This is a genomic window from Carboxydocella sporoproducens DSM 16521 (assembly GCF_900167165.1).
GTDB lineage: Bacteria > Bacillota.
In genome coordinates this window covers 20,594-42,334 of the sequence record NZ_FUXM01000017.1, presented here as the reverse complement: position 1 = coordinate 42,334, position 21,741 = coordinate 20,594, and the positions used below count along the sequence as shown (strand labels likewise).

Annotated in this window: 18 protein-coding genes and 1 riboswitch; of the genes, 1 reads left to right on the top strand and 17 read right to left on the bottom strand. The window is 52.7% G+C overall.

Translation table 11 applies throughout. From position 1 onward, the window contains the following. The 11 genes from B5D20_RS07730 to B5D20_RS07680 all read right to left on the bottom strand — a co-directional run. A partial coding sequence (locus tag B5D20_RS07730) for a hypothetical protein (protein ID WP_200803482.1) occupies nt 1-194 on the bottom strand: 194 nt, incomplete at its 3' end. A 134-nt stretch (nt 195-328) separates the two neighbouring features. Next, nucleotides 329-1,870 (bottom strand): bifunctional phosphoribosylaminoimidazolecarboxamide formyltransferase/IMP cyclohydrolase, encoded by a 1,542-nt coding sequence (purH, locus tag B5D20_RS07725; RefSeq protein ID WP_078665660.1) that lies wholly within the window; start codon nt 1,868-1,870, stop codon nt 329-331. Next, a complete protein-coding gene (gene purN / locus B5D20_RS07720; protein WP_078665659.1) occupies nt 1,867-2,493 on the bottom strand; it encodes a phosphoribosylglycinamide formyltransferase in 627 nt (208 codons plus the stop codon). The genes purH and purN overlap by 4 nt, the downstream gene beginning before the upstream one ends. A 1-nt stretch (nt 2,494) precedes the next feature. Then, nucleotides 2,495-3,523: a phosphoribosylformylglycinamidine cyclo-ligase gene (purM, locus tag B5D20_RS07715; RefSeq protein ID WP_143311838.1), complete on the bottom strand. Its 1,029-nt coding sequence runs from the start codon at nt 3,521-3,523 to the stop codon at nt 2,495-2,497. Then, nucleotides 3,520-4,929: an amidophosphoribosyltransferase gene (gene purF / locus B5D20_RS07710; RefSeq protein ID WP_078665657.1), complete on the bottom strand. Its 1,410-nt coding sequence runs from the start codon at nt 4,927-4,929 to the stop codon at nt 3,520-3,522. The genes purM and purF overlap by 4 nt, the downstream gene beginning before the upstream one ends. A gap of 18 nt (nt 4,930-4,947) precedes the next feature. Beyond that, nucleotides 4,948-5,655, bottom strand: coding sequence for a phosphoribosylaminoimidazolesuccinocarboxamide synthase (gene purC / locus B5D20_RS07705; RefSeq protein ID WP_078665656.1), 708 nt, complete (start codon nt 5,653-5,655; stop codon nt 4,948-4,950). Nucleotides 5,656-5,680: 25 nt separating this feature from the next. Then, nucleotides 5,681-6,973: an adenylosuccinate lyase gene (purB, locus tag B5D20_RS07700; RefSeq protein ID WP_078665655.1), complete on the bottom strand. Its 1,293-nt coding sequence runs from the start codon at nt 6,971-6,973 to the stop codon at nt 5,681-5,683. A 116-nt stretch (nt 6,974-7,089) separates the two neighbouring features. Next, nucleotides 7,090-7,614 (bottom strand): 5-(carboxyamino)imidazole ribonucleotide mutase, encoded by a 525-nt coding sequence (purE, locus tag B5D20_RS07695; RefSeq protein ID WP_078665654.1) that lies wholly within the window; start codon nt 7,612-7,614, stop codon nt 7,090-7,092. Nucleotides 7,615-7,640: 26 nt separating this feature from the next. Then, nucleotides 7,641-9,011 carry an NCS2 family permease gene (locus B5D20_RS07690; RefSeq protein ID WP_078665653.1) on the bottom strand — a complete coding sequence of 457 codons (1,371 nt, stop codon included), beginning with the start codon at nt 9,009-9,011 and terminating at the stop codon, nt 7,641-7,643. Nucleotides 9,012-9,247: 236 nt separating this feature from the next. Beyond that, nucleotides 9,248-9,349, bottom strand: a riboswitch (purine riboswitch). An 82-nt stretch (nt 9,350-9,431) separates the two neighbouring features. Continuing rightward, the gene (locus B5D20_RS07685) at nt 9,432-13,205 is read right to left on the bottom strand and encodes a phosphoribosylformylglycinamidine synthase (RefSeq protein ID WP_078665652.1); all 3,774 of its coding nucleotides are present in this window, start codon (nt 13,203-13,205) and stop codon (nt 9,432-9,434) included. A 396-nt stretch (nt 13,206-13,601) separates the two neighbouring features. Continuing rightward, nucleotides 13,602-14,333: a Fic family protein gene (locus tag B5D20_RS07680; RefSeq protein ID WP_078665651.1), complete on the bottom strand. Its 732-nt coding sequence runs from the start codon at nt 14,331-14,333 to the stop codon at nt 13,602-13,604. A 94-nt stretch (nt 14,334-14,427) separates the two neighbouring features. Between B5D20_RS07680 and B5D20_RS07675 the strand changes: the two genes are divergently transcribed. Next, nucleotides 14,428-15,354: a LysR family transcriptional regulator gene (locus B5D20_RS07675; protein ID WP_078665650.1), complete on the top strand. Its 927-nt coding sequence runs from the start codon at nt 14,428-14,430 to the stop codon at nt 15,352-15,354. A 76-nt stretch (nt 15,355-15,430) separates the two neighbouring features. Here the strand turns inward: B5D20_RS07675 and B5D20_RS07670 are convergent, their stop codons facing one another. The 6 genes from B5D20_RS07670 to hemE form a co-directional block, all read right to left on the bottom strand. Further along, nucleotides 15,431-16,891, bottom strand: a complete 1,461-nt coding sequence (locus tag B5D20_RS07670; RefSeq protein ID WP_078665649.1) for a sensor histidine kinase — start codon at nt 16,889-16,891, stop codon at nt 15,431-15,433. Beyond that, entirely contained in the window at nt 16,888-17,562 is a 675-nt protein-coding gene (locus B5D20_RS07665; RefSeq protein ID WP_078665648.1) for a response regulator transcription factor, read from the bottom strand. Before B5D20_RS07665 ends, B5D20_RS07670 begins: the two co-directional genes overlap by 4 nt. A gap of 107 nt (nt 17,563-17,669) precedes the next feature. Then, nucleotides 17,670-18,350: a flavodoxin family protein gene (locus B5D20_RS07660; protein ID WP_159071768.1), complete on the bottom strand. Its 681-nt coding sequence runs from the start codon at nt 18,348-18,350 to the stop codon at nt 17,670-17,672. A 19-nt stretch (nt 18,351-18,369) separates the two neighbouring features. Continuing rightward, entirely contained in the window at nt 18,370-19,785 is a 1,416-nt protein-coding gene (gene hemG / locus B5D20_RS07655) for a protoporphyrinogen oxidase (RefSeq protein ID WP_078665646.1), read from the bottom strand. Continuing rightward, a complete protein-coding gene (gene hemH / locus B5D20_RS07650; RefSeq protein WP_078665645.1) occupies nt 19,782-20,699 on the bottom strand; it encodes a ferrochelatase in 918 nt (305 codons plus the stop codon). Before hemH ends, hemG begins: the two co-directional genes overlap by 4 nt. Before the next feature lie 12 nt (nt 20,700-20,711). Continuing rightward, the gene (gene hemE / locus B5D20_RS07645; RefSeq protein ID WP_078665644.1) at nt 20,712-21,740 is read right to left on the bottom strand and encodes a uroporphyrinogen decarboxylase; all 1,029 of its coding nucleotides are present in this window, start codon (nt 21,738-21,740) and stop codon (nt 20,712-20,714) included. Nucleotide 21,741: the final 1 nt, after the last annotated feature.

Here is a 21,741-nt window from a genome sequence, read left to right as displayed (position 1 = left end):
TCATGGCGGGAAGCACCTTCCAGGAGCCGGTTAAAGGCCCACCGCATACAGGCACAGAAGAGACGCATCTCCGTAGTCAGCTGGTCTTCTTCGCCCCGGCTCCATTTCGAAGACCGGTGAGCCGGGTAAATCTCCGGAAAAAACTCCCCGCACACAGTTATGCTAAATTTGTTCTTCTCGTGTTTCTCTGGCATTCCTGATCAGCTCCCCGAAACCCTGCCGGACTTTGCTGCCTCACCAATGGATAATAGTTCCATTTTTTTATTGTAGCAAAACAGTTAAATACAATCAATTATAGTCTAGTTTTCTGAAGCTGCTGCTTACCTCCTCAGTGTTTGAAATGCCGCACTCCCGTCAGTACCATTACCAGGCCCAACCGGTCAGCCGCTGCGATTACTTCCTCATCCCTGAGGGCCCCACCGGTCTGAATGATAGCACTGATTCCGGCCCGGGCTGCCAGTTCCACCGTGTCGGGGAAGGGGAAGAAAGCATCTGAAGCCAGGACCGCCCCGGCTGCCTTTTCGCCGGCTTGTTCCAGGGCAATGCGGGCCGAACCCACCCGGTTCATCTGACCAGCTCCGACTCCCAGGGTAACGCCCCCTTTGGTAACCACGATAGCATTGGATTTGACATGCTTGACCACTCGCCAGGCAAACAGCATTTCCTCGATTTGCTCCGGTGTGGGCTGTTTCTGGCTCACTACCCGCAGATCAGCAGCAGTTATTTCTCTTGTATCAGCTTCCTGGACCAGGAGACCGCTGCCTACTACCCGCAGGTCATAGGGAAATACGGTGGCATTCCCGGCAGGCATAACCAGTAAGCGCAGGTTGGATTTGGCTGCCAGGATGGTTTTGGCCTCTTCACTAAAGGCAGGGGCAGCAATCACTTCCAGAAAGATTTCCGTCAGCTCTCTGGCCGTTTCTCCATCCACTTCCCGGTTAAGGGCAACTATCCCGCCAAAAGCGGAAACCGGGTCAGCCTGCAGGGCCTTGCGGTAGGCAGTGGCAATATCTTCGGCAATAGCTGCTCCGCAAGGATTGTTGTGTTTAACAATCACCGCCGCCGGCTGGGTAAATTCCTGGACCAGATTCCAGGCCGCCTGGGTGTCCAGCAGGTTATTGAAGGACAGTTCCTTGCCCTGCAGCTGTTCCGCCCCGGCTACTCCGGAGGCAGCATAGCCGGGCAGGCGATAAAAGGCTGCCTGCTGCTGGGGATTTTCGCCATAACGTAGCGTCTGCACCTTGTTGCCGGCCAGAATCAAGTCTTCTGTCAGCAATCCCGGCCGTTCCCCGGTCTGGCCAAACAGATACTGGCTGATCATGGCATCATACTGGGCCGTATGGCAATATGCTTCCGCTGCTAGCTGGCGGCGCATAACCAAAGGCACTTCCCCTTCTTCCCGCAAATAGTTAAGGACCTGGGAATAGCGCTGGGGATTGACTACAATCACCACGCTCTCGTGGTTTTTGGCGGCAGCCCGTACCATGGCCGGGCCCCCGATATCGATATTCTCGATGGCTTCCTCCAGAGTCACTCCCGGCTTGCTGATGGTTTGCCGGAAGGGATAGAGGTTAACAGCCACCAGATCAATAGTCCCGATCCCCTGTTCGGCCAGCTGGGCCAGGTGTTCCGGCGTGCGCCGGGCCAGGATGCCCCCATGGATTTTGGGGTGCAGGGTTTTTACCCGTCCATCCAGAATCTCAGGAAAACCGGTAATTTCACTGACATAGGTTACGGGAATTCCCGCTTCCTTGATGGTCTTATAAGTACCTCCGGTGGAAACCAGTTCCCAGCCCAGTTCTACCAGACCCCGGGCCAGTTCCGTCACCCCGGTTTTATCAGAAACGCTGATCAGCGCTCGTTTCATCAGAAAGCCTCCTTTCTGTCCTGCGGCTCAATCTGTACCCGCCGCCCTACTATCTTTACTCTGCCTTCGGCAATCAAATTGACTGTCCGGGGCAGAAGTTTATGTTCCTCAGCCAGAATCCGGGCCGCCAGCTCAGCTGCCGTATCCCCTTCCTCCACCGGCACGGCTGCCTGCAGGATGATGGGCCCGCTATCCAGCCCCTCATCAACGAAATGCACCGTGCATCCACTGATTTTTACCCCGTATTCCCAGGCCTGGCGCTGGGCCTCCAGCCCGGGAAAAGCGGGCAACAACGAAGGATGGATATTGATAATCCGCTCCGGGTAGGCTGCCAGCAGCACCGGTCCCACCAGGCGCAAATAACCAGCCAGCACTACCAGTTCCACTCCATTTTCCTTTAGCAGCCGGCAGATTTCCTGTTCATAGGCTGCTTTATCCGGATAAGCCCTGGGATCAACATGATAGGCAGGCACTCCGGCGGCCCTGGCTCGTTCTAAAGCCAGGGCCCCCGCCTTGTCGCTGATCACTACCGCCACTTCTGCTTTCAGTTCTCCCCGGGCCCGGGCATCCAGCAATGCCTGCAAATTCGAGCCCCGCCCGGAAACCAGCACTCCCAGTTTTAGCATCTCACACCACCTGCACTCCGGCCCCGGCTACCACCCGGCCGATGGTATAGACCTTTTCCCCGGCAGCCTTCAAACGGTCAGCGATGGCCGGCGCTTCCTCAGCCGCGACGATAGCCACCATGCCAATCCCCAGATTAAAGGTACGGGCCATTTCCTCTTTGGCTATATGCCCCAGCTTCTCAATCAAATCAAAAATCGGTGGAATCGGCCAGCTGCCGGCGGTTAACTCCACCCCCAGACCCGGCGGCAATACCCGCGGGATATTTTCCAGCAGTCCCCCGCCGGTAATATGGGCCAGGGCAGCGATGCGCCCTTCCTGAACCAGGGGCAGGAGGGAACGTACATAAATACGGGTAGGTTTCAGCAACTCCTCCCCTACAGTACAACCCAGTTCCGGCAGGTAGAGGTCAAGGTTCAGTCCGGCCCGCTCCAGCAAGACTTTACGGGCCAGGGAATAGCCATTGGAATGGAGACCGTGAGAAGCCAGGCCCAGCACCGTCATGCCTTCCCGCACCCGGGAGCCGTCGAGAATTTTCTCCTTATCCACCACTCCCACAGCAAAACCGGCCACATCATATTCTCCCGGCGGGTAAAAACCGGGCATTTCCGCCGTTTCGCCCCCGATGAGCGCACAGCCTGCCTCCCGGCAGCCTTCGGCAATGCCGCCAACAATAGCGGCTACCTGTTCCGGATCCAGTTTACCCACTGCCAGGTAGTCAAGGAAAAAGAGGGGTTCTGCCCCCTGAACCAGGATATCATTGACACACATGGCCACACAGTCGATGCCAATGGTGTCATGTTTATCCATCAGCATGGCCACCCGCAGCTTGGTCCCTACCCCATCAGTGCCGCTGACCAGCACCGGCTGCCGGTATTTGCTGATATCCAGGGCAAACAGCCCACCAAAGCCGCCGATATCTGTCAAGACTTCCGGTCGCATGGTTTTCCTGACTTTTTCCTTAATCAGTTCTACGGCGCGATTGCCGGCATCAATATCTACGCCGGCTTCTTTATAGGTCAAGCCTTTCAACAGCAAGACCCCCCTTTTTCCAGAATGTGTTTCCCCGCTTCCGGCGGGATGGGGACGGGATATTGACCATTAAAACAGGCGGTACAGAAGCCCTGATTGACATCAGCCTGAAATACAGCCAGCAGGCCTTCCAGGCTGAGATAATGCAGGCTATCCACCCCGATATACTGGGCTATCTCTTCCACACTTTTCTGGGCAGCGATCAGTTCACTCCGTTCCGAAGTATCAATACCATAGTAACAGGGATGCAAAATGGGCGGACTGCTGATCAGCAAGTGAATTTCTTTCGCCCCCGCTTCCCGCAGCATTTTGACAATGCGGCGACTGGTCGTGCCCCGTACAATGGAGTCATCCACCAGCACCAGGCGCTTATCTTTCACTACCGAAATAATGGGATTGAGTTTTAACCGCACCGCCAGCTCCCTTAAGGCCTGAGATGGCTGGATAAAAGTGCGGCCAATGTAGCGGTTTTTCATCAGCCCTTCTTCAAAGGGCAGGCCCAGCTCTTCGGCATAGCCTCGCGCTGCTGCCGTGCCGGAATCAGGCACAGAAATGACCACATCTACATCCCGGGGAGCCTCCCGGGCCAGCTGCCGCCCCATCTGGCGCCGGCACCAGTTGACCCCGAAGCCATCAATGCGGCTGTCGGGCCGGGCAAAATAGATATATTCGAAAATGCAGGTCTGCTTCTGAGGCGGTAAAGCCTGGCGGGAATGCAGGCCATTTTCATCGATTACCACCACTTCCCCCGGCTCAACATCCCGCAGGAAAGTAGCTCCCACCGTATCCAGTGCACAGCTTTCGGAAGCAATCACATAGCCATCCCCTAGCCGCCCCAGACAGAGGGGACGGATGCCATGGGGATCCCGCACTCCCAGCAATTTATCCTGGGTCATGATCACCAGGGAATAGGAGCCTTTGAGGTCAATCATGGTTTTATGGACAGCATCCTCTATCCCGCCCTGGCTATGCCGGGCCAGCAGGTTGATAATCACTTCCGTGTCAATGGTGGACTGAAAGAGGGACCCACGGGCGGTAAGATTCTTCCTTAATTCATAGGCATTGACCAGGTTGCCATTGTGGGCTACTGCCAGCATTCCCTTGGCATAGCGAAAAACCAGGGGCTGGGCATTAATGGGCGAACTGGCTCCTGTGGTAGAATAACGGACATGACCACAGGCAATATACCCTTTCAGGCTTTGTAAATCTTTATCCTGAAATACAGCTGGCACCAGGCCCATGCCTTTATGGAGGCGGATTTCCTTACCGTCAGCCACAGCAATTCCGGCGCTCTCCTGTCCCCGGTGCTGGAGGGCATAGAGGCCATAATAGGTGATCTGGGCTACTTCGCCACCAGGCAAATAAATCCCAAATACACCGCATTCGTCTTTTATTTCCCCCGCCATGGTTTCTCCCCCTAATTATTAGTTGCCGGTCAACCGGCGATACACTTCCTGATAGGCTTCCTCCACTCCGCCCAGATCACGACGGAAGCGGTCTTTGTCCAGTTTTTCCCTGGTCTCTGCATCCCAGAAACGGCAGGTATCAGGGGAAATTTCATCAGCCAGAATGATTTTACCATCTACCCGGCCAAATTCCAGTTTGAAGTCCACCAGGATGATTTCTTTGTCGCGGAGATATTCCTGTAAAATAGCGTTGATTTTCAGGCCCATTTCTTCCATGTAGAGCATTTCTTCCCGGGTTGCCAGCCCCAGAGCCAGAGCATGATAGTAGTTAATCAGGGGATCTCCCAGCTCATCATTTTTGTAATATAGCTCTACAACGGGTTGCTGCATGGCAGTTCCTTCCTCCAGGCCCAGCCGCTTGGCCAGGGAGCCGGCAGCGATATTGCGCACTACTACTTCCAGAGGTACGATTTCAACTTTTTTAACGATCTGCTCATTATCACTGACCAGCTGGACAAAGTGACTTTCAATCCCCTTCTGGGCCAGCAGCTGGAAAAAGTAAGCAGAAATCTTGTTATTCAGCTCCCCTTTACCACTAATGGTCCCCTTCTTTAAGCCATTGAAAGCAGTAGCATCATCCTTGTACTCAATCCAGACCAGACCGGGCTGATCAGTAGCATAGATTTTTTTGGCCTTGCCCTCGTATAAGAATTCGCCTTTTTGCATCTGCCTTCCTCCTAACTTGTTAATTTTATAAGCCGAAACGAGCAAAGATGGTATCCACCTGGGCCAGGTGGTAATTGAAGTTGAACAGCCCCCGGATTTCCTCCTCATTCAAATGAGCGGTAATTTCCCGGTCAGCCAGGACCAGGTCCAGGAAAGGCTGTTTGGTCTCCCAGGCTTGAAGGGCATTACGCTGCACCAGAGCATAGGCCGCTTCCCGGGTCAAGCCCTTATCCACCAGGGCCAGCAGCACCCGCTGGGAAAAGACCAGGCCATGGGTCTTATTGATATTAGCCAGCATGTTTTCCGGGTAGACCAGCAAGTTTTTCATCACTCCGATGAATTTGTGCAACATATAATTGAGAGCAATGGTGCTGTCAGGAATAATCACCCGTTCCACCGAGGAATGGGTAATGTCCCGTTCATGCCAGAGCGCCTGGTTTTCCAGGGCCGCCAGAGCATTGGCCCGCACCACCCGGGCCAGGCCGGCAATACGCTCACAGGTAATGGGATTGCGCTTATGAGGCATGGCCGAAGAGCCCTTCTGGCCTTTCTGGAAGAATTCTTCCACTTCCAGAATATCAGTCCGTTGCAGGTTCCTGATTTCAGTGGCGAATTTATCCAGGCTGCCCGCAATCACAGCCAGGGTGGTCATGAAGGCTGCATGGCGGTCCCGCTGGATAATCTGGGTAGAAACTTTCGCCGGTCTTAAGCCCAATTTACGGCAGGCGATTTCCTCCACCCGTGGATCGATATTGGCATAGGTGCCTACTGCCCCTGAAATCATGCCAGTAGAGATATCCTCTAATGCTGCCTGGAGCCTGGTCAGATTGCGCTCTGTTTCCGCCGCCCACAACAGCATTTTCAGGCCAAAGGTAATGGGTTCAGCATGAATGCCATGAGTGCGCCCAATCATGGGGGTATAGCGATACTCCTGCGCCTTTTCCAGCAATATCTGGTAAAGTTCCCGCAGCTGGCCCAGGAGGATTTCCCCGGCTTCTTTCATCTGCAGGGCCAAGGCCGTATCCAGCACATCGGAAGAAGTCATACCCAGGTGGATAAAACGGCTGGCTTCACCCACCCGCTCAGCCACACAGGTCAAAAAAGCGATTACGTCATGATTGGTTACCTGTTCAATCTCAAGGATGCGTTCTACACTGAAATCAGCTTTGGCCTTGATTTCCGCTACTGCGTCAGCCGGAATCATGCCCAGCTCTGCCATAGCTTCACAGGCAGCTATTTCCACCTGTAACCATTTGCGATACTTGTTTTCTTCTGACCAGATTCTCCCCATTTCCGGCAAGGTGTAACGCTCAATCATCCTCTTCTCAGCACTCCTTTGCTAAAAATAATCCCAGGCAGACCAAACCCTCGTTTTATGGCGAGGACCTGGCTGCCTGGGTCAGGGACGAGTTGAAAATTCCGGGGCGGTCCTCTTTAGCCCTGCTGTTTTTGGGCCAGATAACCGTCAATGCCCAATTGCTGCAGTTTGTCCGCCTTTGCCTGTACTTCCTCAGCCAGCTTCCGGCGGTACTCCACCAGTTTGGCCTGCAATTCCGGTCTGGTTGATGCCAGGATTTGGACAGCCAGCAATCCTGCATTCTTTGCTCCATTGATAGCTACAGTAGCGACCGGAATGCCACTGGGCATCTGCACTATAGCGTACAGCGCGTCAATACCATTGAGGGCCCCAGCTTTTATTGGTACACCAATTACCGGCAATGGTGTCACTGCAGCCACCACTCCGGGCAGATGGGCAGCTACTCCGGCACCGGCAATAATCACCTCCAGGCCCCGTTCCACTGCCCCTTTAGCCCACTCAATGGTCACCTCCGGGGCCCGATGGGCGGAAGAGATCTTGACTTCATACTCTACTCCAAATTGATCCAGCACTTTGGCCGCTTCAGCCATGATCGGCAAGTCAGAGTCACTGCCCATGATGATTCCAACCAGTTTTGCCATCAACTCATCCCTCCTGAATTTTTTCCTTATTCCGCTCCGATGAAAACGTAACGGCTTAACACCAGAGCGGTGAGAATCCACATTAGCCAGTGCACTTCCTTAGTCCGGCCGGTAACCACCTTCAGCACAGTGTAGAAAACGATACCAGCCGAAATCCCATTGGCGATATTATAGGTAAAGGGCATTACCGTCATAGTTAAGAAAGCAGGCATGCTTTCAGTGAAATCATCAAAATCGATTTCTTTAATGGCAGAAGCCATTAGCAAGCCTACAATAATCAGGGCCGGAGCTGTAGCAGCATCGGGAATCAGCTTAAAGAAAGGAGCCAGGAAGAGGGCAGCCAGAAACAGTACCCCGGTGGTTACAGCAGTCAAGCCGGTGCGTCCACCTTCCCCAATCCCGGCTGCGCTTTCAATATAAGCAGTAACAGTACTGGTACCCATCAGAGCACCGAAACTGACCCCCAGGGCATCCACCAGCATGGCCCGGCCGATATAAGGATTGTTGCCGGTCTCATCCAGCAAGCCAGCCCGGCCAGCAGTACCCACCAGGGTACCAAAGGTATCAAACAATTCCACGAAGGTAAAGGTCAGCACTACAGCAATCAGACCATGTTCCAGGGCTCCCATGATATCCAGTTTACCTACCGCCAGGTTACTCAACTTGGGCAGGGCATACTGGAATTTGTCAATCGGAGTAACACCCATCGGAATCCCAATTAAAGTGGTTAAGATAATCCCCCAGAGCAGGGAGCCTTTTACTCGCCGGGCCATGAGAATCCCGGTAATGGCCAGGCCAATCAGGGCCAGCAAGGGTTCGGCATGGGTCAGGTTGCCCAGCTTTAGATCCCATTCAAAGAAGAGCAGGGAACCGGCAATACCATTAGTTTTATTCAAAGTCTCCAGGGTAGGAGGAATAACATGCAAACCTGCGACCAGCAAATGCGAAGTCTTAAAACCGATAATAGTAATAAAGAGACCGATCCCGACAGTAATGGCTTTTTTCAGGGAATTGGGTACGGCAACCACCAGCAACTGCCGGATATTGGTGACGGTCAGGATTAGAAAGATAATACCGGAAATGAAAACTGCCCCCAGAGCTGCCTGCCAGGTAAATTCTCCGCCTTTAGCCGCCACTACGGCAAAGTAGGCATTCAGGCCCATGCCCGGAGCCAGAGCGATGGGGAAGTTGACAAACAGACCCATAGCGATAGTTACAATCCCTGCTGCCACACAGGTAGCGAAGAAAACCGCATCATAGTCCATCCCGGTGGTAGAAAGGATACCGGGGTTAACCGCCAGTATGTAGGCCATGGTCATAAAAGTAGTCAAACCGGCAATGATTTCCGTACCAACAGTGGTGTTGCGTTCCCGCAATTTGAACAGTTTCTCTAGCATCTCTACGCCTCCTAGCATCCATGGTAGTGAGTTTAATCAGCCATAGTTTCTCCTAACCGTAAAATCTCTACTACTTTTCACCTCCAAAAGAAAATTGGCCCGGACAGGCAGACTTCTTCCGCGAAAAAATACGAGAAGAAACCTACCCGTCCGGGCTTTTGTCCCATCGGTGTAGCGGGTAAAAAATACCCACCTGTGCCACTCGGTCACAGACCCGGCCATAAAACCGGCGGAACCCTAGGCACACTTTCTCTCGTAGTCAGATGATTTACGGTCATCTGGTAGAGACGCCGAAGCCATATTCTTCGGCTTATACGAGATGCTATTTGGCTGTCCACTACCTATGTTACCAGGTCTGGCCACTGCTGTCAAGGAGCAAAACCGAACGTTTAATATTATCTTAACAATGACGTTCGGATATTACCGGAAATAAGCTACCCCAGCGGCAAAGATTTTCTGGTCAAATTCCCCGGGCACATTCCGGTAGAGATGGGGGCCAATCCGCTCCGAATGCCCCATTTTGCCCAGTACCCTGCCATCAGGGCTGGTAATACCTTCAATGGCCTCGATGGAGCCATTGGGGTTGAACTGCAGGTCATAGGTGGGCTTACCCTCCAGGTCCACATACTGAGTGGCAATCTGCCCCCGTCGGGCCAGTTCAGCCACCAGTTCCGGTGCGGCTACAAACCGCCCTTCCCCATGGGAGACTGCTACGGTATGAATATCCCCTACCTCTACCAGACTCAACCAGGGGGACAGGTTAGAAGCCACCCGGGTACGCACCAGTTTGGAGACATGGCGCCCCAGGGTATTGAAGGTTAGGGTCGGAGAATCATCGCTCAAATCCCGGATTTCACCAAAGGGCACCAGTCCCAGTTTGATCAGGGCCTGAAAACCATTACAGATTCCCAGCATCAAGCCATCCCGCTGATATAAAAGCTCCATTACCGCATCCCTGACCCGGGGGTTACGGAAGGCGGTGGCGATGAATTTGCCGGAGCCATCGGGTTCATCCCCGCCGCTAAAGCCTCCTGGCAACATGATAATCTGGGCCCGCTTAATCCCTGCCACCAGGGCCGCCAGGGATTCCTCGATAGCCGCCGGGGTCAGGTTGCGGATAACCAGAGTTTCCACAATTCCACCCGCAGCAGTAAAGGCCCGGGCTGTGTCATATTCGCAGTTGGTGCCGGGGAAAACCGGCATCAGAATGCGGGGACGGGCGATTTTAACCGTACTCTGTCGCCGCTGTTCCTGCCAGTAGCTAAAAATTTTCGGCGGCTCTTCCTGCGTCTTAACCCGGGTGGGAAATACCCCTTCCAGGGGTTCTGTCCAGGCCCGGTATGCCTCTTCCAGGTCTATCTCTATACCATTAACCCTGATTACTTTTTCCGCCAGGGTCTGGCCCAGGAGCTGCCAGTCCAGTCCTGCCAGAACCCGTTCCAAATCCAGCCCTGCCTCCACTTCCAGGACCAGGGAACCATAAAGAGGGGCGAAAAGTTCCTTCCCATCAAATATATTTGCAAAGGCAAAACCTATCCGATTGCCGAACGCCATTTTACTAATCACTGCCGCCAGCCCGCCCAGGCGTACCGAATGGGCAGCCAGCACCCGGCCCTGGCTGATTAATTCGTGTATACGGCTGAAGTTTTGCTGTAATTGCTGAAAATCGGGGATTTCCCGTTCATCCCGCCGGGCCCGAACCAGCACCACCCGACTTCCTGCCTGCTTGAACTCTGGCGATATAACCTGGCGTACATCCACCGGTGCCACGGCAAAAGCTACCAGGGTCGGTGGCACATTCAGATCCTTGAAAGTGCCGGACATGCTATCCTTACCGCCAATGGCAGCAATCCCCAGCCGTTTTTGGGCCAGATAGGCCCCTAGCAAGGCACTAAAAGGCTTGCCCCACTTTTGCCGGTCCTTGCCCAGCTTCTCAAAATACTCCTGCAGGGTGAGGCGCACCCGGCGATAATCCCCACCCATAGCCACTATTTTGGTCACTGCCTCCACCACAGCATAGAGGGCACCATGGAATGGGCTCCATTTGGCCAGTTGAGGATTATAACCAAAGGTCATCAGGGTCCCGGTGACCGTTTCCCCTTCCAGTACAGGAATCTTAGCCGCCATACCCTCGGCCGGGGTATCCTGATAAATCCCTCCTAGCGGCATCAGCACGGTTCCGGCACCAATAGTGCTGTCAAATCGTTCGACCAATCCCTTCTGGCTGCAGACATTGAGGTCCTGTAAATTGGCCAGCCAGGCCTGCTGTAAATCCCCGGCTTTCGCCACCGCTGCCGGTACAGCAGCAAAGTAGTTTTCCTCTGCTTTCGGTGCGATTACCGTCACCTGAGTGGTCTGTTTCACCCCATTGGTGTTGAGAAAATCCCGGCTGATATCGACGATGGTCTGGCCCCGCCAGTGCATGCGCAAACGCCGTTCAGCGGTAACCCGGGCCACCGGTGTAGCTTCCAGGTTTTCCTCTGCTGCCAGCTGAATAAACTGCTCTACATCAGCAGCGGCTACCACTACTGCCATCCGCTCCTGGGATTCAGAAATAGCCAGTTCTGTCCCATCCAATCCCTCATATTTTTTCGGGATGGCATCCAGATTAATATCCAGCCCATCGGCCAGTTCCCCGATAGCTACCGACACCCCACCGGCGCCAAAGTCATTGCATTTCTTGATCAGGCAGCTTACTTCCGGCTTGCGGAAGAGCCGCTGGATTTTGCGCTCCTCCGGCGGGTTGCCCTTTTGTACTTCCGCCCCACAGCTAAAGAGGGATTCTTCGGTATGTTCCTTGGAGGAACCGGTCGCACCGCCACAGCCATCCCGCCCAGTGCGGCCTCCCAGCAAAATTATGACATCTCCGGGCTGGGGCCGCTGCCGCACCACATTGGTTCGCGGTGCCGCCCCGATCACTGCCCCGATTTCCATACGCTTGGCGATATAGCCCTGGTCATAGATTTCCGCTACCTGGCCGGTAGCCAGGCCGATCTGGTTACCATAAGAGCTGTAACCGGCTGCCGCCCCGGTAGTAATTTTCCTCTGCGGCAACTTGCCGGGCAAAGTATCCTCCACCCGGGCCCGCGGGTCACCACTGCCCGTTACCCGCATCGCCTGGTAGACATAGGAACGGCCGGAGAGAGGGTCCCGAATCGCCCCGCCCAGACAGGTAGCCGCCCCCCCGAAGGGCTCGATTTCAGTGGGATGGTTATGGGTTTCGTTTTTGAACATCAACAACCATTCTTCCGTTCGACCATCGATCTCCACCGGCACAATTATACTGCAAGCATTGATTTCCTCCGACTCATCCAGGTCCGGCAGTTTCCCCAGCTGACGCAGTTCCTTCATGCCCATGACGGCGATATCCATCAGGCAGATATCCCGTTCTTCCTCACCATAAACCAGGGTGCGGGCCCGCAGATATTCCTGATAGGCCTCCTTTACCGGCTCAGTCAAGGGTGCCGCCTCAATCTCCACCTCATTAATCCGGGTCAGGAAGGTAGTATGCCGGCAATGATCAGACCAGTAGGTATCCAGCACCCGCAGTTCGGTAATGGTGGGATTGCGCCCTTCTGTATCCCGGAAATATGTTTGGCAAAAGGCCAGATCCTCCAGCCCCATAGCCAGGCCCAGCCGGGCATGGAGTTCAGCCAGTTCTGGCTCCTTCATGTCGATAAAGCCCTGAATAACCGCCACCTCCGGCGGTTCCGCCATTTCCAGCTCCAGACTGACAGGCTTGTCCAGTGCCGCCTCCCGGGCTTCCACCGGGTTAATGCAATAGTCCTTGATTTTGGCCAGTTCTTCCTCGGTGATATCTCCCTGTAAAACAATCAGCTTGGCAGAGCGTACCAGGGGCCGTTCTTTCTGGGTAAGAATTTGCAGGCATTGTCCGGCGGAATCAGCCCGCTGGTCATATTGCCCGGGCAAATATTCGATGGCAAACACCCGCTCCCGGGGGTCCAGGGGTAATACCTCATCATATGCCACATCCACAGGGGGTTCGGAGAATATGGTGTCCCGGGCCAGCCTGTATTCTTCCTCACTGATACCAGCCACATCATAGCGGTTGATAATACGCAGTCCGGTTAAACCCGTGATGCCCAGATTTTCCTTTAAGTCTTCATATAGATGCCGGGCCTCCACGGCAAACTCCGGCTTTTTTTCTACATAAATCCTGCGCACTGGCACCATTAATACCTTCCCCCTCGGCTTTTCTTTGCTTTTATTATATCATAGCCGCATTCATAATAGTAGTTAATATATCTAATGTTATTTATAAGCATGACTGAATTATATGTGTGCGCAACTTATATCATTTTTTGTACATAAAAGAACCTCAAGAAAGCAAAAATCACTCTCTTGAGGTTAATTTTAAAATAAAATAGTACTGGGCTCAGAGCCTTTTCAGGAGCAAATTGTCTCATCCCCTGATGGGTGTCGCCTGACTTATTGGCTTCAGATACCCTTAATCCCCCCATACCGGGTATAGCTGGCATCTGCAAATAGGGTTTTTCTAGGCTTAATAACTGTCTAAACCCAATTTAGCTGCGGCCGCCCCGGCCTACAACCCATGTTGTGTTTTCCTGCTTATAAAACTACACTTAACCACAAATCCAAACTCTCTTCAACACAACTAGCCACAAGGCTAATAAAATCCCTGTAATCCCCGGAAATATGAGCATTATCAAGGGAATCATAGTATTCTGCCCGCCGTTCTTTCTTAATAATTACTGGCGGATAACTCGCTTTCATCAACTCAAAATTTAACAAAAGCCTTGCTGTTCTGCCATTTCCATCCACAAAGGGATGGATTTTAACAAACTCGCCATGTAATAGAGCCGCCCTTTCAATTGGATGGAGGTTACGCCACTCCCCCTGATACTGTTTTATCAGGTTTTCCATCTGCTCTTTTACAAGAAAATGCTGAGGCGGTCGATGTTTAGCCCCACTGATTATCACATTTTCTTTCCTATACACCCCGGCATTAGCATCATCAATATTCTTTAATACAAGCCGGTGAATATTCTTAATCTCCCACTCAGTCAGGGGAGCATCCTTATCTACTAACTCCTCCAGATATAAAATAGCATCTTTATGGTTGATAACCTCCAAATGTTCTTTCAAGGACTTGCCCCCAATAGTTATCCCTTCCAGGACCACCTTAGTTTCATAAATAGTCAGGGTATTTCCTTCGATGGCATTAGAATTATAGGTCCATTCTACCAGAATATGCTCCCGTAAAGATTTTACAGTACTGGCTGGCAACGGCCGTTTAGCGTCAAGCATTCTCTTTTTTTGCTCAATCAGCGCAAAGTTCATCTTTACCACCCCATCTTTATTATATCGCCAAATAGTTGCTAAGAAAAATTATCTAATGATACAATAAAGCAAAAACTATCACAGGAGCGGTAAGATGAACATCAGCTTTGAACTCTATAAAGTTTTCTACCATGTAGCCAAAAGCCTGAGCTTCTCTGCCGCAGCCCGGGAACTGTTCATTTCCCAGTCAGCCGTCAGTCAGAATATCAAGGCTCTGGAAGAGCAGCTGGGTTGCTCTCTCTTCTCCCGCCATACCAAGCAAGTCCGCTTAACCAGAGAGGGCGAAGTCCTTTTCCAGCATATCGAGCAGGCATACCTGGCCATCAAAACCGCTGAGCGCACCCTGGATGAAATGCGCACCCTGGCTCGGGGCGAAGTGCGACTGGGAGCTACCGACACTATTTGTAAGCATTTCTTGCTTCATCCCTTTCAACACTTTAGCCAGCTCTATCCCCAGCTCAAACTCCGGGTCACCAACACCACTTCCCCGGGCTGTCTGGATTTATTAAGCCGGGGACTGGTGGATCTGGCGGTCATCCACCTCCCGGAAAAAGAACTGCCTGCAAACCTGCAGGCAGTCCCTTTGCAAGAATTGAATTATGGTTTTATCGCCGGCCCCCAGTACCGGCAACTGCAGGGCCAAACCCTGACCCTTGAAGAAATCGTAACTTATCCATTGCTGTTACTGGAGAAAGCCACTACCACCAGAAACTTGCTGGATCAGCTTCTGGCTGCTCACAATCTCAGCGTTCAACCCGAAATCGAATCCGGCAGCATTGACTTGCTGGTTGAATTGACCAAAATCGGGCTGGGCCTCACCTTCCTGCCTTTAGCCTATGTGCAGGCAGAACTGGCCAGCGGTCAGGTCTTTCTCCTACCGCTGGAACTGGAACTGCCCCGGCGTCATCTGGGGGTAGTTACCCGTTCCGATTTTCCTTTACCCCTGGCTGCTGGCAAATTCATGGAGTTACTGATTTTTGCTGCTGCCGATACTGAGCCCGCAGAGCAACTGCCGACTTAATTTCATTCTCTTTCCCTCCTGCTTTGTTTTTGTACAAAGCAGATTATATGCTGTTTCTGTGGCAGTTCTGTGAAAACTAGGTGGCAGATTGATGAAAATCCAGCTCAAACCAGAAATTCACCCCATCGGGCAAATTCTCGGCGCCGTACCCATTCTGGTGCAATTCCATAATCGCCCTCACAACGGCCAGACCCAGCCCGGTACCACCATAGGCTCTGGTACGGGCTTTGTCTACTTTATAAAAACTGGTCCAGATTTTTTCCAGAGCCTCGGCCGGAATAGACTGGCCGCTGTTGAACACTTCGACCCGAACCTTTTCCCCCCGCCGCCTGGCCTTGATTCTAAGCTGCTTGCGCTGGTCCAGATGGTTTATCGCATTATTCAAATAGTTAATCACGACCTGCTCAATCCGACCAACATCCCCCAGTACCGGCAAAGCTCCGGGTATGTCCAGCCCAATATCTACGCCCTGTTCATTCAACAGGGGCCGGAATTTTTCCACAATCTGCCTTAGCAGTTCCGCCAGGTCAAACTCCGTCTTCTCCAGTTGCAAATAACCTGACTCGATCTGGGATAAATCCAGCAGGTCCCTCACCAGCCGGTTCATTTTGCCGGCCTCATCTATAATCACATCACAGTAGAAATTTCTGCTTTCCTCATCCTCATTGACATTTAGTTTCAATCCTTCTGCGTAACCCTGAATCAAGGCAATAGGAGTCTTTAATTCATGGGAAACATTGGAGATAAACTCCTTCCGCATTTGATCAATCCGGCGTTCCCGCTCAATGTCCTCCCGCAGCTGGTTGATAGCCCTATCCAGTTGTTCAGACATAGAATTAATGCTCTCCCCCAGCTGCCCGATCTCGTCATCAGTCTGCCCGCGATATTTCTGGCTAAAATCCAGCCGGGCCATATGCTGGGCCAGTTCATTCAGCTCCAGAATCGGCCTGGTAAACCGCCGGGCGAAGATATATGCTCCCAGTCCCCCCAGGACTATTGTGATCAGACCCGTGAACAGGAAAAAGCGATTGGCAACTGCAGTGCTTTCATCAATAGCCGCAACAGGCAGGCTCAATACCAGCAGCTCCCCTGTTTTTAACCGCCCTGTCAGCAGGAGAAAATTGGTCTTCAGCCGCGGGTCCTCCACCACTTCCAGCCGATACTCCCCCTGGGGACGTTGCCACAGATCTGACCGCAAAACATGCATCCAGAGGGTCATCTCCATGCCTTTTCGACCGGGGCCACCCATACCAAAAAGACGCATCGCAGGATTATACTTTAACTCCATCCCCGGACCGATAATATAAACATTTAGTCCTTGATTTCTCTCCAGTTTTTCCAGTTGCAATCCAATAGTTTCAAGATCCCCCTGGTAGTTCTCGTTAAGCATCTCCAGACTCTCGATCAGAATGTTTTTCTTTTGCCAGAGATAATATTCATTTAAATAAAGATTGTTTAACAGCAGAGAAAACCCGACAAAAAAGGCCACCAGCCCACTCCCTGCCAGAAATAGTTTGGTGCGTATAGATAATCTCATTTTTTCACCTCAAATCTGTAACCAACCCCCCGTACCGTCTGAATTAATTCGCTTTTCTCCCCCAGTTTCAGTCTGAGTCGCTTGATATGGGTATCCACCGTACGGGTATCGCCAAAGTAATCATAATTCCATACCGCATTTAAAATCTGATCCCTGTTCAAAGCCCGGCCGGCATTATCTGCCAGATAGAGCAAAAGATCAAACTCCTTGGGTGTTAGTTCAATCCGTTCCCCGTTCACATAAACATTACGCCCCGGTTCATCGATTTCCAGCCCGTCATAATTTCTTATCGCCACTTGCCGGTTTTCCAGGCGGCGAAACAGGGCCTGGATTCTTGCTGCCAGTATCTTTAAGCTAAAAGGCTTGGCGATATATTCATCTGCTCCCAGATCAAAACCAAAAAGCTCATCCTCCTCTTCTCCCCGCGCCGTTAACATGATAATCGGGACCCTGGAAGTCTTTCTGATCTCCCGGCAGACAGCCCAGCCATCATATTCCGGCATCATTACATCCAGTATAACTAAATCCGGATGTTCCCGCTGAAAAATCTCCAGTGCCTGGCGACCATCTGCTGCTTCCCGCACAGCATAGCCTTCTTTTTTCAGAAAATCTCCTACCAGTTTGCGCATTCTCATTTCATCATCGACCACGAGAATTTTTTTCTCAGCCATAGCCTCACCCTCCGACCCAGGATGCTAATTTCAGTATAACGAAAGAATATGGCGATTGTGTGAACAAAAAAGCTGTCCGCCTCTCGCAGACAGCCTGTTTCCTTTCCTTATAACTTTCTTCCCAGCTCAAAAGCCCGGGCCAGTACCCTCTGGTTGCGCTCCCAGGCCTGGCGGGCCTGTTCCTCCCCAATTGGTATCCCGGATCGCCTGGCTAATTCCAGCAGTTCCGCTACACTCATGGCAATAGCCCCCTGGCTGGTAACCGAAGTAGCCACCAGGGCTTCTATAAACCCGCCATTGGTATGCTTTTCCATCATCCGTCGCAGCAGTTTTTCAGCATCTTCAGCACATTCAGGATGAGGTGCGCCAGCTGTGAATACCAGCAATACATTGCGCTGTTTCGGCACCAGGCGGCTAAAAGTCTGGAACTTCTTTTCCCGGGGATCAAAAACCCGTCGGGTTAATACCCCCATCAAACGATCCAGCAACATTTTTAGTTGCCCGGTCATGTAATTTCCATAAATGGGAGTACCGATAATAATGCCATCAGCAGCCTCTATTTTATCCCGAATCAGGCGGACATCATCCTCCAGTTTGCATACCCCTGCCGGCCGGCATTCATAGCAACCCTGACAGGAGGTAAACCGCAAATCATCCACAAAAAATTTTTCCGTTTCCGCTCCACAGTCTCTAGCCCCGGCCAGAGCCTGCTCAATGATCAAGTCGGTATTACCCCCTTTGCGGTAACTGCCCACCAGTGCCAGCACTTGCCGTTTCTGCCCTTCCATGCGGTCTCCTCCCATATTTTTAGCTCAGCTGCTTCAAGATGTTTTCAGCGGCATTCCAGCCTTCGCCTACACAGTTACCAATACCTACTCCACGATAAGAACCGCCTACGATCTGCAACCCCGGATACTGGGCCGTTTTTTCCTCCAGGGCCTTAATCCGCTCCAGATGGCCCAGCACATACTGAGGCATGCCTTTAACCCAGCGGTACACCCGGGTAAGCAACGGATCTGCAGTCAAGCCCATAATCTCCCGCAATTCGGCGCGAACCATACTGATCATGCGCTCGTCATCCAGCAAGACCAGCTCCTGACTGGCTGGCCCGCCCACAAAAGCCCGCAGGAGAACATATTCCTCTCCCGGGGTTCGATGCCCATACCATTTGGTAGAGCTATACGTAGCCGCCATGATTTTACGCCCTTCCACCCTGGGAATGACAAAACCAAAGGAGTTCAGGTCCTGTTTTACATCCCCTTTCCGGTAAGCCAGAGAGACAGTAGCCGAGGAAACAAAAGGAATGCCCTGCAAGAGCTGACTGATTTCCCGATCCAGTTCAGCGGTCAATTCTGCCGCTGCATTGGCCGGTGTGGCCAGGATAATTGCATCGGCAATTACCGGCTCTTTGCCTGCCAGTTCCACGAGATACTTTCCGTCAGCCTGACGCTTTATCCCTTTTACTTCCTGCCCCAGCCAGATTTTGGCCGGGTCCAGTTTGCTGGCAACAGCCTCTACCAGTTGTCCCATGCCCTCCTTGAAGGACATGAAATAGGTTTTTTCAATTTTACCATTGGCCAGATACTGTACCGGCGCTTTATGCCTTCGGGCTGCCAGCATGGCTTTAATCAGGCTACCATATTTCTTTTCCATATCAAGGAAACGGGGAAAACTGGCCTTTAAGCTCATTTTCTCCGGATCCCCAGCATGAATGCCCCCAATGAGGGGTTCAGCAATTTTCTCCAGTGCTTCCCGCCCCAATCTGCGGGTAACAAAACTGGCCAGACTCTCATCTTCATCACTCTGGCGCGGTGGAATAAACAGATCCATCCCCATGCGGATTTTTCCCGGCCAGGAAATGAGGGAGCTCAGCGCAAAAGGAACGATTTTGGTCGGCACCATCAACATCAAGCCTTCCGGCAGCTTGTGCAGTCTGCCTCCGGAAAAGACATAAGTCCCTTTGCTGGCCTCATGGCTGGGCAAGAGCTGTTCCTCAATCCCCAGTTCGGCACTGAGCTGAGCCACCTGAGGCTTTTCCGAAAGAAAACAGTCGGGCCCACCTTCAATAACAAAGCCATCAACCTTATCTGTGGCAATTTTGCCTCCCAGGCGCTGCTCCCGCTCGATCAGGAGATAGTCCACCTGGCCCTGTCCCTTTTTCCCCAGAGTGTAGGCAGCCGCTAAACCCGTGATGCCGCCACCGATAATGACCACTTTTTTCATCTTTTCATCACCTCTGTTACAACCTCCGCCAGGGCTGAAATAAATAACGGCAAATCATTGACTGCCCGGGCCCGCCGGAAATTCAGCCCCAGGGATCTGGCATGATTGGCCTGCTCGATATCTATGTCATACAGTGTCTCAATATGGTCAGCCGCAAAACCGATGGGAATCAGCAGGACATCCTTTTTACCCTTCGCCGCCAGCTGCTCCAGCACTTCCTCCACTTCCGGGCCCAGCCATTCCCCCTGCCCGCCCCCTTTGCTCTGGTAAGCCAGGGTCCAGGGATTGGCCGGAAAATGAGCAGCCAGAGCCCGGGCTGTTACTTCCACCTGCTCCTGATAGGGGTCAGCCTCCGACCCACTTACATAGGAGACAGGCAAGCTGTGGGCACTGAAAATCAATTCTACTTCTTCCGGCCGCTCAAAGTCCTGTAGCTGTTCCCTTCCCCTCGCAGCCAGAGCCGCGATAAACAGGGGATGGTCATACCAGGCCGGTGCCGGAATCACCGGACAGGAAAACTGCTCCTTTAGCCTGTCCACTTCAGCCAGATAGGCTCCAGTGGTTATCCGCGAATAATGGGGCGAGATGCTGAGAGCGATAACCTGCCCGGCCCCTGCTGCAATCAGTTCCTTCAAGCCCTCTTCTATATATGGAGCCGAATTGCTCATTCCTACCGCTACCTTCCAGCTTCCTCCCAGCTGGTTCAGTCTGGCTTCCAGGGCGGCCGCCTGGGCCCTGGTAATCTCCAGCAGGGGAGACTTTCCTCCAATTTGCCGATAACGGGCCTGTACTTTGGTGATCACCGGCGGCGGTTTTCGCCCTTTCATCAACCGGGTCATAAAAGCCTCGACCCCTTCTGGCCCTTCTGGCCCGCCAAAACCCAGCAACAGCACCCCGTTGAGCCGCTCTCCCATTTACTTCACTCCTTACCGGCGACTGTGTTTGTGCACTGCTTCCACCAGAGCAATCACATGTTCTACCGGGGTATCTTTGTGGATGCCATGGCCCAGGTTAAAAATATGTCCCGGCCGATTGCCAACCCGGGCCAGAATATCCTTAACCCTTTCCTCAATTACCCGGGGCGGTGCAAACAACATCATGGGATCCAGATTGCCCTGAACAGCTACATCATCGCCCAGGCGACGAATGGCATCATCGATATTGATGCGCCAGTCCAGGCCGATGACATCTCCACCGGCTTCTTTCACCAGTTCCAGCATGCTGGAGGCATTATTGGCAAAATGGATCACGGGCACGCCACTATCCTTCAGGCCGTCCAGCACCTTTTTGGAATAAGGCAGCACATACTGACGATAATCTTCGGGAGACAGAGCCCCTACCCAGGAGTCAAATAACTGCACCGCCTGGGCTCCGGCAGCAATCTGAGCCTTGAGGTAACGCAAAATCACCTCGGCAATCTTGTCCATCAGAGCATGCCAAACTTCGGGGGCCTGCCACATCATCTTCTTGCACTCAATATAATTTTTAGAGCCGCCCCCCTCGATAATATAGCTAGCCAGGGTAAAGGGCGCACCGGAAAAACCGATCAGAGGAACTTTATCTGCCAGTTCCCGCCGTAAGATACGGATGGCTTCCATGACATAGGGAGTAGCCTCTTCCGCCTCAATGACCCGGATGGCATCCACATCCGCCCTGGTTCGGACCGGGTTATGAATTACCGGGCCCTCGTTTTTGGCAAACTCCAGTTGAATCCCCATGCCTTCCAAAGGCAAAAGAATATCGGCAAAGAGGATGGCAGCATCCACCCCCAGTTTGTTCACCGGTTGCAAAGTAACTTCAGCGGCAATTTCCGGAATCTTGCACATTTCCAGGAAAGAATACTTGCTTCTAATCGCCATATATTCGGCCATGTAACGGCCCGCCTGGCGCATCAGCCAAACAGGAGTATAATCCACCGGCTCCCGGCGACATGCTTTGAGAAAGGTGTCATTCATG

Coding starts and splice junctions, on each gene's coding strand:
- purN (WP_078665659.1), bottom strand. CDS start 2,493: ATGCTAAAACTGGGAGTGCTGGTTTCCGGGCGGGGCTCGAATTTGCAG.
- purF (WP_078665657.1), bottom strand. CDS start 4,929: ATGGCGGGGGAAATAAAAGACGAATGCGGTGTATTTGGGATTTATTTG.
- purC (WP_078665656.1), bottom strand. CDS start 5,655: ATGCAAAAAGGCGAATTCTTATACGAGGGCAAGGCCAAAAAAATCTAT.
- purB (WP_078665655.1), bottom strand. CDS start 6,973: ATGATTGAGCGTTACACCTTGCCGGAAATGGGGAGAATCTGGTCAGAA.
- purE (WP_078665654.1), bottom strand. CDS start 7,614: ATGGCAAAACTGGTTGGAATCATCATGGGCAGTGACTCTGACTTGCCG.
- B5D20_RS07690 (WP_078665653.1), bottom strand. CDS start 9,011: ATGCTAGAGAAACTGTTCAAATTGCGGGAACGCAACACCACTGTTGGT.
- B5D20_RS07685 (WP_078665652.1), bottom strand. CDS start 13,205: ATGGTGCCAGTGCGCAGGATTTATGTAGAAAAAAAGCCGGAGTTTGCC.
- B5D20_RS07680 (WP_078665651.1), bottom strand. CDS start 14,333: ATGAACTTTGCGCTGATTGAGCAAAAAAAGAGAATGCTTGACGCTAAA.
- B5D20_RS07675 (WP_078665650.1), top strand. CDS start 14,428: ATGAACATCAGCTTTGAACTCTATAAAGTTTTCTACCATGTAGCCAAA.
- B5D20_RS07670 (WP_078665649.1), bottom strand. CDS start 16,891: ATGAGATTATCTATACGCACCAAACTATTTCTGGCAGGGAGTGGGCTG.
- B5D20_RS07665 (WP_078665648.1), bottom strand. CDS start 17,562: ATGGCTGAGAAAAAAATTCTCGTGGTCGATGATGAAATGAGAATGCGC.
- B5D20_RS07660 (WP_159071768.1), bottom strand. CDS start 18,350: ATGGAAGGGCAGAAACGGCAAGTGCTGGCACTGGTGGGCAGTTACCGC.
- hemG (WP_078665646.1), bottom strand. CDS start 19,785: ATGAAAAAAGTGGTCATTATCGGTGGCGGCATCACGGGTTTAGCGGCT.
- hemH (WP_078665645.1), bottom strand. CDS start 20,699: ATGGGAGAGCGGCTCAACGGGGTGCTGTTGCTGGGTTTTGGCGGGCCA.
- hemE (WP_078665644.1), bottom strand. CDS start 21,740: ATGAATGACACCTTTCTCAAAGCATGTCGCCGGGAGCCGGTGGATTAT.